The 12,090-nt window shown below is 73.6% G+C and carries 11 protein-coding genes; 6 read left to right on the top strand and 5 right to left on the bottom strand.

Annotated features, from left to right (window positions below):
* Positions 1–776, bottom strand: a 776-nt coding sequence (locus FXF51_RS43520) for a LysR family transcriptional regulator (protein WP_148440637.1), incomplete at its 3' end; no start/stop codon positions are given.
* A gap of 35 nt (positions 777–811) precedes the next feature.
* Positions 812–1,675, bottom strand: a complete 864-nt coding sequence (locus FXF51_RS43515) for a hypothetical protein (protein ID WP_148440636.1) — start codon at positions 1,673–1,675, stop codon at positions 812–814.
* 164 nt (positions 1,676–1,839) lie between these two features.
* On the opposite strand from FXF51_RS43515, the gene FXF51_RS43510 reads away from it, so the two are divergent.
* Entirely contained in the window at positions 1,840–2,589 is a 750-nt protein-coding gene (locus tag FXF51_RS43510) for an HAD family hydrolase (RefSeq protein WP_148440635.1), read from the top strand.
* A 62-nt stretch (positions 2,590–2,651) separates the two neighbouring features.
* Positions 2,652–5,576, top strand: a complete 2,925-nt coding sequence (locus FXF51_RS43505) for a pyridoxamine 5'-phosphate oxidase family protein (RefSeq protein WP_148440634.1) — start codon at positions 2,652–2,654, stop codon at positions 5,574–5,576.
* Positions 5,577–5,586: 10 nt separating this feature from the next.
* Here FXF51_RS43505 and FXF51_RS43500 read toward each other — a convergent pair whose 3' ends face one another.
* The 3 genes from FXF51_RS43500 to FXF51_RS43490 all read right to left on the bottom strand — a co-directional run bounded on the left by FXF51_RS43500 (position 5,587) and on the right by FXF51_RS43490 (position 8,360).
* A complete protein-coding gene (locus FXF51_RS43500) occupies positions 5,587–6,711 on the bottom strand; it encodes an esterase-like activity of phytase family protein (protein WP_148440633.1) in 1,125 nt (374 codons plus the stop codon).
* A gap of 122 nt (positions 6,712–6,833) precedes the next feature.
* Positions 6,834–7,463: a TetR/AcrR family transcriptional regulator C-terminal domain-containing protein gene (locus tag FXF51_RS43495; protein WP_262380217.1), complete on the bottom strand. Its 630-nt coding sequence runs from the start codon at positions 7,461–7,463 to the stop codon at positions 6,834–6,836.
* A 99-nt stretch (positions 7,464–7,562) separates the two neighbouring features.
* Positions 7,563–8,360: a putative protein N(5)-glutamine methyltransferase gene (locus FXF51_RS43490; protein ID WP_148440632.1), complete on the bottom strand. Its 798-nt coding sequence runs from the start codon at positions 8,358–8,360 to the stop codon at positions 7,563–7,565.
* Positions 8,361–8,854: 494 nt separating this feature from the next.
* On the opposite strand from FXF51_RS43490, the gene FXF51_RS43485 reads away from it, so the two are divergent.
* The 4 genes from FXF51_RS43485 to FXF51_RS43470 all read left to right on the top strand — a co-directional run bounded on the left by FXF51_RS43485 (position 8,855) and on the right by FXF51_RS43470 (position 12,021).
* Positions 8,855–9,076, top strand: coding sequence for a hypothetical protein (locus FXF51_RS43485; RefSeq protein ID WP_148440631.1), 222 nt, complete (start codon positions 8,855–8,857; stop codon positions 9,074–9,076).
* 110 nt (positions 9,077–9,186) lie between these two features.
* On the top strand, positions 9,187–9,918 hold the full coding sequence (locus FXF51_RS43480; protein WP_148440630.1) for a hypothetical protein: 732 nt from the start codon (positions 9,187–9,189) through the stop codon (positions 9,916–9,918).
* Positions 9,919–9,993: 75 nt separating this feature from the next.
* Entirely contained in the window at positions 9,994–10,980 is a 987-nt protein-coding gene (locus FXF51_RS43475; protein ID WP_222871724.1) for a sugar-binding transcriptional regulator, read from the top strand.
* Positions 10,981–11,037: 57 nt separating this feature from the next.
* The gene (locus FXF51_RS43470; protein WP_148440629.1) at positions 11,038–12,021 is read left to right on the top strand and encodes an AraC family transcriptional regulator; all 984 of its coding nucleotides are present in this window, start codon (positions 11,038–11,040) and stop codon (positions 12,019–12,021) included.
* Positions 12,022–12,090 lie beyond the last annotated feature (69 nt).

Below are 12,090 nucleotides of genomic sequence, written 5' to 3'. Positions count from 1 at the left end.
ACGACGGCCAGCACGTGCAGCTCCGGCTCCGCCCCGGCGACCGCCGACTCCGGCAGGACGGCCACGCCGAGCCCGCGCGCCGCGAGCTGTCCCAGCACGTACGGCTCGCCGGCCTCGAACGCCACGTGCGGCGCGAACCCCGCCCGCCCGCAGACCTCCTCCAGCGTCGTGCGCAGCCCCGTGCCCGGCGGCAGGCTGATCAGCGGCAGCCCCTTCAGCTCCGCGATCCTGATCGACCGCGCCCCGGCCAGCTCGTGCCTCCGGTGCACCACCGCGACCAGCGCCTGGTCCACCACGACCTGCACGTCCAGGCCCGGTGGCAGCGGGGCGCCCAGCCCGAGCAGGCCCAGGTCGAACCGCCCGCCGGCCACGCCGTCGAGGAGCTGCTCGGCGCCCGGCTCGACGAGCGAGATCTCCACGGCCGGGTGCCGCTCGTGGAAGGCGGCCAGCATGCCCGGCAGGTCGAGCACGGACGGCGTGGCCACTGCGCCCATCACGACGCGGCCGCGCAGCAGCCCGGTGAACTCGTCGGCGACCTGCCGCATCCCGGACACCGCCGCCAGCGCGGCGCGCGCGTACGGCAGCACCGCCTCACCCACGGCGGTCAGCCGGGCGCCGCGCCCCGACCGGTCGAACAGCGGCTCCCCCAGCTCCCGCTCGAGCTGGCGGATCTGCGCGCTCACGCCGGGCTGGGCGACGTGCAGCCGGGCGGCGGCCCGGGTGAAGCCCGCCTCCTCGGCGACGGCGACGAAGTACTCGAGCTGCCGCAACTCCATGCCCACCCATGCTAGGCCCGATCACCAGGGTGTGGTCAGGAGGGCGCGGTCACTCCCGTCACCGCGAAGCGTTCGACCTCCGCGATGTGGCCGCCGGTGGAGGCCACGATGGTCAGCGCTCGCCCCTGCCGTCCGGTGAACGTGACCCGTGCCGACCACGGGGCGTTCTCTCCGCCCGCCGCCAGGCAGCAGCGCTCCCCCACCGGGGTTTCTGAGCCGGGGTGGCGGACCTGGATCCTGATGCTCTCGTCCACGCCGGTGACGCGCCCGCCGACGGTCACCGGGGAGCGGACGGAGGCGCCGTACGCGGGCTTGGTCAGGGAGAGCGTGGTGTCGTCGGTGCCGACCACCTCCCAGGGGGCGTCCTCGCCGGAGCCGTACCGCATGAGGTGCACGACGGCCGCGACCATCGGCCGGGAGGCGTCGTCGGAGCGGAAGCCGACGTGCACGCGGGCGTGCGGGCCGTCCGTCACGATCTTGACGGCGCGGTCGATGCCGGAGAAGCCGAGGAAGTCGCGGCTGAAGGCGACGGCGGTGAGGCGGGCGTCGAGGTGCCACGGCTGGTGGCCGCTCGCCCGGTACTCGCGCTGCCAGGCGGCCACCTCCCGTGGGCTGGAGAACGGCCACAGCGGCTGGTAGTGGCCGCCGACCAGGGTCTCGGCCGGGCCTGGCTCGGCCTGCGCGCTGCTGGGGGGCGCGCTCGGCGGCGGGGACGTGGCCGGCGAGGAAGCCGGGGTGGCGTCCGCGGAGGGGGCCGGGGTGGCGTCCGGGGAAGGGGCCGGTGAGGGGCTGAGCGTGGTGGTGCCCTGCGAGAGCGGCGGCCCGGCGTCGCCGCAACCCGCCACCCCCACCCCCAGTGCGGCGAGCAACGACAACAGCCTCACGGTCAACGCTCTCATGCGGCGCCTCCTGCCATGCGGTGGGAACGGGGATTCACGTGGCGCGGCCTGGTGACAGACGTACCCACTGGGCGCTCCCGCTTCCCGTGTGACGGGCCGGAGGTAACGAGGCACGAGGTCGGACGGTCATGGCTGGGCGGCGTGTGCGCGGGTAGCGTCCTGGCATGGCCACCTTCGATCTGACCGGCTTGCGCGCCGTCGTCCTCGACACCGACGGCGTGGTCACCGACACGGCCCGGGTGCACGCGGCGGCGTGGAAGCACGTCTTCGACGCCTTCCTGCGCGGGCGCTCGGCGCCGTTCGACATCCGCGCCGACTACCTCGCCCATGTGGACGGCCGGCCGCGGCTGGACGGCGTGCGCACGTTCCTCGCCTCGCGCGGCATCTCGCTGCCCGAGGGCGGGCCCGGCGACGAGCCCGGCGCGCCGACCGTGCACGGGCTGGGGCTGGCGAAGGACGCCTTGTTCGTGGAGCAGATCCACCGGCACGGCGTGGCCGCCTTCCCGTCCACGGTCGCGCTGCTGCACGAGCTGCGGCGGCGCGGCTGCCGTACGGCGGTGGTCTCGGCGAGCAGGCACTGCCGGGCGGTCGTGTCGTCGGCGGGGCTGCTGCACCTGTTCGACGTGCTGGTGGACGGCAACGACGCGGCCCGGCTCGGCCTGCCCGGCAAGCCGGATCCCGCGCTGTTCCTGGAGGCGGCGCGGCGGCTGGAGCTGGCGCCGCGCGAGGTGGCGATCGTGGAGGACGCGTTGCCGGGGGTGGAGGCCGGGCGGCGGGGCGGGTTCGGGCAGGTGGTCGCCGTGGACAGGAGCGGCACGCAGGCCGCGGCCATGCTGGCCGCCGGTGCCGGCGCGGTCGTGACCGACCTGGCGGACGCGGACGTGACGGGACGCGTGCCGGTGACCCGCCGGTGAGCACCCCCGGCGACGGCGACCCGGCGGCGAACGGTGCGCCTGCGGTGAAGGGTGGGCCTGCGGTGGACCATGCCCCGCCCGGCCCCTGGGAGCTGATCTACGAGGGTTTCGAGCCGCAGGGCGAGGGCCTGCGCGAGGCGCTGTGCACGCTGGGCAACGGCCGCTTCGCCACGCGCGGCGCCACCCCCGACGGCGAGCCGCGCTCCCCGGGCACGTACCTGGCGGGCTGTTACAACCGCCTCGATTCGGTGGTGGCCGGCCACACCGTCACGAACGAGGACATCGTCAACCTCCCCGACTGGCTCCCGCTGACGTTCGCCACCCCGGGCTCCGGCTGGTTCCGCCCGGAGGAGGCTGACCTGCCGCTCTACCGGCACGTCCTGGACCTGCGCCGCGGCGTGCTGCTGCGCGACCTGCGCTGGCGTGACGCGGAGGGCCGGGTCACCCGGGTGCGCCAGCACCGCCTGGTGTCGATGGCGGACCCGTACCTGGCGGCGATGCGGACCACGTTCACGGCGGAGAACTGGTCGGGCCCGCTGCGGGTGCGCGCCACGCTGGACGGCCGGGTCCGCAATGAGGGCGTGGCCCGCTACCGCGACCTGCGCGGCGACCACCTGACGGGGCACGCGACCGGCTCGGAGGACGACCTGGCCTGGCTGACGGTGAGCACCCGCTGCTCGCACGTGGCCGTGGCCCTGGCCGCCAGGATCGAGGTGGATCCGGCGTCCGCCCCGCACGGGCGGCCGGTGCTGGGCGGCGACCACATCGACTCCGACCACGTCCTCGACCTGGCCGAAGGGGTGCCCGCCGGGCTGACGAAGGTGGTGTCGCTGACGTCCTCACGCGATCCGGCCGCTCACGACGCGCGCTCGTCGGCGCTGCGGCACGTGCGCCGTGCGCCACCGTTCGAGGAGCTGCTCGCGCGGCACGAGGCCGCGTGGGAGCGGCTGTGGCGGCGGGCCCGGCTGGACGTGGCGGACCCGGAGCTGGCGCAGGCCGTGCACCTGCACGTCTTCCATCTGCTGCAGACGCTCTCACCGCACACCGCCGGCCTCGACGCCGGGGTGCCCGCTCGTGGCCTGCACGGCGAGGCGTACCGGGGGCACGTGTTCTGGGACGAGCTGTTCGTCCAGCCCTGGCTGGACCTGCGTTTCCCGGAGATCTCGCGCGGCCTGCTGCGGTACCGGTGGCGGCGGCTGCCGGAGGCGCGGGACGCGGCCGCCGCGGCCGGTCACGCGGGCGCGATGTTCCCGTGGCAGAGCGGCAGCGACGGCCGCGAGGAGACCCAGACCCTGCACCTGAACCCGAAGTCCGGCCGCTGGCTGCCGGACCGTTCGCGGCTGCAGCGGCACGTCGGCCTGGCCATCGCGTACAACGTGTGGCACCACCACCTGGCCACCGGCGCGATGCCGCCGTGGTGCGCCGAGCTGCTGCTGGACATCGCCAGGTTCTTCGCCTCGCTGGCCGTGCCCGCCGGCGACCGGTACGAGATCCGCGGCGTGATGGGCCCTGACGAGTACCACGACGCCTACCCGGGCGCGGACGTCCCCGGCCTGGACAACAACGCCTACACGAACGTGATGACCGCGTGGCTGATGGCGCGCGCCCGCGACACCGCCGCGCTGGCCCCCGATCTGCCGCCGGGCGTGGCGCCCACCGCCGCCGAGCTGGCCCGCTGGGACGACGTCGGCCACCGCCTGCGGGTCGACTTCCACGACGGTGTGATCAGCCAGTTCACCGGTTACGGCGACCTGGCGGAGCTCGACTGGGACCACTACGCGGGGGTGCGCCGCCTGGACCGGGCGCTGGAGGCCGACGGTGACGACGTCAACCGGTACAAGGCGTCCAAGCAGGCCGACACGCTCATGCTCTGCTACCTGCTGACCGACGGCGAGCTGACCGGCCTGCTGCGGCGGCTCGGCTACCCGGCCGGCCCCGAGCTGATCTCCCGGACCGTCGCCTACTACCTGCGGCGCACCAGCCATGGCTCCACCCTCAGCGCCGTCGTGCACGCGTGGGTGCTGGCCCGCTCGCGTCCGGACCGGGCCCGGTCGTGGCGGTTCTTCACCGAGGCGCTCTACAGCGATATCAAGGACGTGCAGGGCGGCACCACCGCGGAAGGCATCCATCTGGGTGCCATGGGCGGCACGCTCGACCTGCTGCAGCGCTGTTACCTGGGCCTGGAGGTCAGGGCGGACGGGCTGCGGCTGGACCCGCTGCTGCCCGGGGAGGTCGGGTCGATGTCCATGCCGATCCGCTACCGGGGTCGCCAGGTGTTCATCGAGGCCGACCACCGTGGGGCCCGTATCCATGACAGAGGGGACGTCATCATGGCAGGCACAGGCGATCTCGGCCGTCGCATCATCCATCACCGGGAGCGGCTCGGGCTGACCCGCGAGCAGGTCGCCGAACGGGCCGACATGTCACCCGGTTACCTGAAATATCTGGAGGAGAACGCCGACACCCCGGACACGGGCGCGCTCTACCGGCTGGCGGACGCGCTGCGCACCACGGTGGAGGACCTGCTGGGCGGCGGCCAGGACCGGCCGCCGGGGCACGGCCCCGCGATGGCCCACCCGACCCTGGAGACGCTGGACGAGCAGGAGTGCCGGCGGCTGATCGAGCCGGGCGGGATCGGGCGGGTGGCGTTCAACGGCTCGCACGGGCCGACGGTGCTGCCGGTCAACTACAAGGTGCACCACGGCGCCGTCGTCTTCCGCACCGCCGCGGGCGGGGCCATGGACAAGGACCTGCGCAGCGGCCTGGAAGGCGTGGACATCCTGATCGCCTTCCAGATCGACAACATCGACGAGACCAACCGGGAGGGGTGGAGCGTGCTGGTGCAGGGGCCCGCGCACCACCTGCCGCCGGAGGAGGCGGCCCAGGTGACGGGCTCCGGCGTCACCCCGTGGGCGGGGGGCGAGCGGCAGCTCTACATCCGCATCGTCCCCCAGCGGATCACCGGGCGCCGCATCCACGGCATGTGACGGTACGGGGTCAGCGGCAGCCCGTGACGCCGAACGCCATGAACTGCGTCACCTCCTCCTCGGAGAAGTTGTCGTCGGAGCCGATCACCAGCGTGCACTCGCCGCTCGCCAGCCTCGGCCCCCAGGCCATGCCCTCCAGGTTCTGCACCGGAGGGCGGAACTCGCCCAGGTCGCGCACCAGCCGTTTGGCGACGGGCCGGTAGGTGTCGGCCTCGGTCAGCGAGTCGCGGTCCAGGACGTTCGAGGCGCCGCGCAGGTCGATCTCGTACAGCTTGACCCGGTAGCCGACGCCCTGGATCCAGGAACGTTCCAGGGCCAGGTAGCGGTGGTCGTCGATGGCCAGGATCTCCGAGACGCCGCTGTCGGTGAGGCCGGTCGGCGGGTTCGGCGGGGCCGCCAGCGCGTCGAGCGGGTAGGCGTACTGGGCGCGCACCTCGCCCCGGCGGTCCCACACGGTCAGCCGCGTCATCGAGCCGCGGCCGGCCGTCGGCGTCGGCCCGTCCTGGAAGCGCGGGCCCTCGGTCACGGCGGTGATGGCGCGTTCCGTGACGGCCAGCCCCTCGAATCCGAAATTACGCCTGGGGCCGCTTTCCCCGCTCTGGAAACGCAAATTCGACGGCAGCGGCAATTCCGCCTCCTGCCGCCCTTCCACGCTCATTCCGCGCACCTTCGAATGCGAAATGGGAATATCCGGATTCCGGTCGTCCGGCCGGTCTCCCTCATCGCCCCACAGCAGCCGCCCGCTCCACCGGTCGACCCTGATCGACTCGGGGTCGGCCGAGCCGGGCTTGCCGTAGGCGGGGTACGGCGTCCCGTCGGGCCGGTACAGCGTCGTGACGCCGGTGATCCGGACGCCGGTGAAGTCGCCCGTCCTGCGGTGGAAGGCCAGGCGGCCGGTGTAGAAGCGGGCGGGGTTGTAGCGCCAGCGGTCGTCGGAGACGAAGTACCAGGCGCCGGTGCGCGGGTCACGGTCGAACCCGGACAGGCCGCCCACCGTCGTGCCGCCGAACTTCACCAGGTGCGGGATCCGCTGCTCGCCGAGGAAGCGGGTGATCCGCACGGGCTCCTGCGGGGCGCTCGCGGCGGCGGGCGGGGCCGTGCCCGCCATCACCGCGAACGCCAGGGCGATTTTCATGATTCTGCGTGTACGCGCCAATTGTTCCTCCGTCCCGGCATTCGACGGAGGACATGAAAGCGTGTCCCGCCGTGGAAGTCCACGAAGAAAACAATTGCATGCCGCACTGCAAAAGGCGCAAATCAGTGCGCGGCGCCGGGGGCCGAGGCGGCGACCCCGTCGAGGATGAGGCGCAGGCCGTGCGCGAACGCCTCGTCGCTCGTGGGCGCGCCGCCCGTCCTGACCCCCTCGACCGTGAGCGGGTGGTCTCTGGCGTACGCCTCCAGGTCGGGGCTGTCGCCGCGGCTGCGGCGGTCGAGCCCGGCCTGCTCGTTCAGCACGAAACCGAGGGTGTAGTGGCTGATCGCCGTGATCGCGTGCAGGCCCTGGGCGGGGGTGAAGCCGAGCCCGGTGAGTGTCCTGAGCTCCGCCTCGAAGCTCCTGGCCACGTCGGGCCCGGGGTTGCCGGTCGCGATCAGCCGCGCGCCGTCGCGGTGGCTGAGCAGCGTGCGCCGGTAGCGGTGCGCGCGGCGGGCCAGCCACTCCCGCCAGCCCTCGCCCCCGGCCGGGCCGCCCATGTCGTGGGCGAGCAGCTCGCGGGCCATCTCGTCGAGCAGCTCCTGCTTGTTGCGGAAGTGCCAGTAGAGCGCCGGGTTCTGGACGCCGAGGCGGGCGGCCAGGCGGCGCACGGACAGGCCGTCCAGGCCGGCCTCGTCGAGCAGCTCCAGCGCCGCGCGCACGACGGTGTCCCGCGCCAGTCCCTTCTGTGCCATCGACGATCACCCTAACACCGCCGCCTCACCCGCCCTCCGGTGAGCACGACCGCCGCAAACCCACGCCCTGCCGGAGGCGCGACCCGCCCGGAGCGCGGGTCAGGGGTGGCGGGTGCCGATGACGGCCGTGGCGTCCAGGTCGTCGGAGGTGGCCACCCGCGCGTCCAGCCCGGCGGCCCGCACGGCGTCAGCGGTCGCCTCCGCCTGCCGCTCACTCGTCTCCACCAGCAACCGCCCGCCCGGAGCGAGCCACCCGGGCGCCCCACCGATCACCCGCCGCACCACGTCGAGCCCGTCGGCGCCGCCGTCCAGCGCGAGCAGCGGCTCGTGCAGGCGGGCCTCGGGCGGCAGCAGCCCCACCGACTCCGACGGAACGTACGGGGGGCTGGCGATGAGGATGTCCACCCGGCCGCGCAACGTGGCGGGCAGCGGCTCGTACAGGTCGCCCTCGTACACGGACGCCGTACCGGACAGGTTGCGCCGGGCGCAGCGGACGGCGGCGGGGTCGAGGTCGGCGGCGTGCAGCTCGGCCCGGCCGAGGCCCGCCACCACGGCGGCGCCCATCGCGCCCGTCCCGCAGCACAGGTCCAGCACCACAGGCGTGCCCCCGGCCTCACCCGCCAGCCCGACGGCCGCCGAGATGAGGAACCCGGTGCGCGGCCGGGGCACGAACACCCCCGGCTCCACGTACACGCGCAGGCCGCAGAACTCCGCCCACCCCAGCACGTGTTCGAGCGGTTCCCCGGCCACCCGGCGCGCCACCATGGCGTCGAGGCCGGCAGGGGTGGACGCGGTGGACAGGAGCAGCCCTGCCTCGTCCTCGGCGAAGACGCATCCGGCGGCGCGGAGGCGGGCGACGATGGCAGTGGTAGCGATAGATGACGAAAAAACCGACATGGGAGCCTTTCGGGATGCCGATGGGCGCTCCCGCGGTCACCTAATCCCTGTGGGCCGCGCTTCGCGAGGGGAGCACCCTGACTGGTACAGCGGTAATGGGTCCCACCTCCCAAGGACGATCCTCTGACGAGATCGTCACAGTATCAGGCAGCCGGATCCACCGCCGGACGGGGGTTGCGCGAGGCGCCCACCTGGAGCTCCGTTAGGATGAGCCGGTATCCCGCCGCCGTCCCCAGCGCTCACCGCGCCACGGGGACGCGCCCGCCCGCAAGATCGCCTTCTCGGCGCGCACCGCGGAGCGGACGAAGCACGCAGGTCAGGCCGCAAACCTCGCCGGTGCCAGCAACGGCGTCCGGAAGGGCAAAACCTCGTCCAAGCGGCGGCGAGCCGATGGGGCGAGGACAGGCGACGAACCTACACTTTTCCCAACGAACCCCTCGCTGACCGCTGAACCCATCAATACCGCCGCCTGACCGGCGGCTGGAGTCATCCCAGTGATCACGGCAATCTTCTTCGCAATCGCGGCCGTCTCGGCCCTGGAAATCACTCTCCTGCTCGCTCTGCTGGGAATCGGCGGCGTGCAGCTCCGCGCGTTCCTGCGCCACCACCCGCACGGCTCCGCCGGCGGCCTGCGCGACCTGGCCGCCGAGGCGCGGCAGCGCGGGCTCGTCGCGCGGGACGCCGTGCGGCGTCGCTGGGAGTCCCACGGCCGGTAGTGCCCATGACGCCCCCGCGGACCCGCGGCCGGGCAAGGCCTGTTGTCGAAAGTACAGATCAAGAAGGGGAACCGGGCTCAGGCATGGGCGACGTTCAGCGGAATTCGGACTTGACGGGGCCGCGACTCGCGGGAAACGCGCTGGCCGCGGCCACCGCCGCGGTGGCGGCCTCCTACCTCGGGGTGGCCGGCACCGTGCTCGGCGCGGCGCTGATGACCGTCGGCACCACGGCGGGGACCGCCGTGTACGCGCACTACCTGGAGCGCACCGGTGAGCTGAAGAGGCTGCCGTGGGGGAAGGTGGCGGTCACCACCGGGCTGGTGTTCGCCATCAGCATGGGCGGCGTCCTGGCCTACCAGACCGTGGCCGGCAAGACCGTGTCCGAGCAGCTCACCGGCAAGCCCGCGCGCAAGAGCGCGCGTCCCGAGCCCACTCGTGGCAGGGACAAGGACGCCGAGCCCGGCATCTCCGCTCGCCGGATGCGGACGGTGGCGACCCCGGTGGGGAGCAGGTCCGCCACCCCGGAAGCCACCTCCACTCCGGCGCTGTCCGTCACAACGACGATCACGGCGACACCGGCACCGGCAGGCGAGCCCACGCCCACGCCCGTACCGGCGGACACCATCGGCGCCTCCGGTTCCCCTTCCCAGAGCCCCGCTCCCGGCGGCTCCGTACCGGCGCCGCAGCACCTCGAACCGGCCGGCCGCACCGGGCACCCGCCCGCCGTCCCGACGACCACGCCGGACGAGGCGCGACCCTTCAACAGGAGTGACGACGATCCTCCTCCAGCAGCGCGGATGACGGCGCCCCGTCCCTCACGTCCCACCAGCGTGTCGTCCTGACCGCGCGACGCCGAACCCCCGCGCGGCGGGCCCTACACTGATCGCACAGTCGGCCTCACGTAGAAGGGCGGTGCGGTGACCCAGGACCCGGAACAGGACGTGACCAGGGATCACCTGCGGCTCCTGGCCCGCGTGGCGCGCATGTACCACGAGCAGGGCATCCGCCAGCCGGAGATCGCCGCCGCGCTCAACCTCTCGCAGCCCCGCGTGTCCCGGCTGCTGAAGGAGGCGGTCACGCGGGGCCTGGTGCGCACCGTGGTCACCCTGCCCGACGGCGTGCACACCGAGCTGGAGGAGGAGCTGCAGCGCCGGTACGGGCTGCGCGACGCCGTGGTGGTGGACGTCGAGGACTTCCAGGAGGACGTCATCCCGCCGCTCGCGACGGCGGCGGCGGCCTACCTGGACGTCACCCTCATCGGCGGTGACGTGGTCGGCATCACACCCTGGAGCCGGACACTCCAGGCCACGGTCAGCCGCCTGCCGCAGAAGAACGCGCGGGCCGCCGAGCGGGTGATCCAGCTCGCCGGGGGGCTCGGGCGGCCCGAGGCGCAGGTGCACGCCACCCGGCTGATCGCCCGACTGGCCGACCTCACCAACGCCCGGCCCGTCTTCGTGCCGCTGCCCGGCGTGGTCGCCACCAGCGCGATCCGGGAGGCGCTGCTGCAGGACCCCGACCTGGCCGAGGTGCAGGCCCAGTGGCGCGACCTGACCCTCACGCTGACCGGCATCGGCAGCCTGAACCCGGGCGGCGTCCACGATGGCGGGGATCCGGGCGGGGATCCGGGCGGCGTTCCCGGGCCGGCCGACCAGGAGGAGCTGCGCGGCCTCGGCGCGGTCGGCGACGTCTGCCTGCACTTCTTCGACGCCACCGGCAAGCCCGTCGCCTCGGCCCTCGACCGGCGCGTCATCGGCATCGACTCGGCGACGTTCCGCGCCGTCGAGCGGCGCGTCGGCATCGCGGGCGGCCTGCGGAAACTCGCCGCGATCAGGGCGGCCGTCGAGGGCGGCTGGGTGAACGTGCTCATCACCGACCTGCGGGTGGCGCGCCGGCTCTGCGCCTGACGCTCCGGTGTGTCCTTTTACCTGGAACGCCTTGATCGAGCCCGACGATCATCTGGTGTGCTTCTCCGCAACCGTTCCGTCTTCGCCAGCTCCGACCTCGACGAAGTCCGCGGCGAGGTCGCCAAGGTGTTCTGCCCGCACCGCCTCGACCTGTCCGGCGACGCCGCCCTGCTGTCGGCCCGGTTCAACTCCGTCCAGCTCGGCTCGGTCCGCGTCAGCTACCTCGACTACGGCGCCGACGTGCACATCGAACCCGGCGACCTCGAGACGTTCTTCCTGTTCATGATCCCGCTCGCCGGGCGCAGCCTGATCCGCGCCGGCGGCGAGGAGATCGTCTCCACGCCCGCGCTGGCCTCGCTGCCTTCGCCGACCCGCCACCTCGACATGCGGTGGGCCGCCGGCTGCCCGCAGCTGCTGGTCAAGTTCGAGCGCGCCGCGATCGAACGCTCGGTCGAGCAGCTGCTGGGCGAGCCGCTCGACGCCCCGCTCGTCTTCGGCCTGGGCGTGGACCTGACGGCGGGCTGGGCGAGGTCGTGGCGGGACCTGGCCGACCTGCTGGTACGGGAGGCCGAACGGGACGACGGGCTGGGCGGCCATCCGCTGGCCGTCGCGCACCTGGAGAACGCGCTGATCAGCCTGCTGCTGACGATGCAGCCGTCCAACTACCTGGAGCGGCTGACGGCGCCCAGGCCGCCCGTGCTGCCGAAGGTGGTGCGGCGGGCGATGGAGTTCATCGAAGGGCACGCGCACCTGCCGCTGACCACCGCCGACATCGCCGGCGCCGTCGCGGTCAGCAGCCGCTCGCTGCAGGAGGGTTTCCGCGCGCACCTGGGGCTGACCCCGATGGCGCAGCTCCGTCTGGTACGGCTCGCGCGGGTGCACGACGAGCTTCGCGCGGCCGACCCGGCCAGGGTCACGGTGACCACGGTGGCCGCCCGGTGGGGCTTCCTGCACCAGGGACGCTTCGCCGCCCAGTACCGCAGCAGGTACGGGCGTTCGCCGTCGGAGACGCTGCGCACGAGCTCCGCGTCCGGCGGATGAGATCCGCGCTCAGCGGATGGCCCGGCTGGGCGCGCCGACCGTAGCGTTCTTGTCACCACCTCCACCTAC

This window comes from Nonomuraea sp. PA05, from assembly GCF_008086045.1.
Taxonomy (GTDB): Bacteria; Actinomycetota; Actinomycetes; order Streptosporangiales; family Streptosporangiaceae; genus Nonomuraea; species Nonomuraea monospora.
This window is presented reverse-complemented; position numbering and strand designations above follow the sequence as displayed.

Bases quoted from the DNA above. Each gene is read 5' to 3' on its own strand.
- FXF51_RS43500 (WP_148440633.1), bottom strand. From the start codon at position 6,711: ATGAAAATCGCCCTGGCGTTCGCGGTGATGGCGGGCACGGCCCCGCCC.
- FXF51_RS43490 (WP_148440632.1), bottom strand. From the start codon at position 8,360: ATGTCGGTTTTTTCGTCATCTATCGCTACCACTGCCATCGTCGCCCGC.
- FXF51_RS43510 (WP_148440635.1), top strand. From the start codon at position 1,840: ATGGCCACCTTCGATCTGACCGGCTTGCGCGCCGTCGTCCTCGACACC.
- FXF51_RS43515 (WP_148440636.1), bottom strand. From the start codon at position 1,675: ATGAGAGCGTTGACCGTGAGGCTGTTGTCGTTGCTCGCCGCACTGGGG.
- FXF51_RS43495 (WP_262380217.1), bottom strand. From the start codon at position 7,463: ATGGCACAGAAGGGACTGGCGCGGGACACCGTCGTGCGCGCGGCGCTG.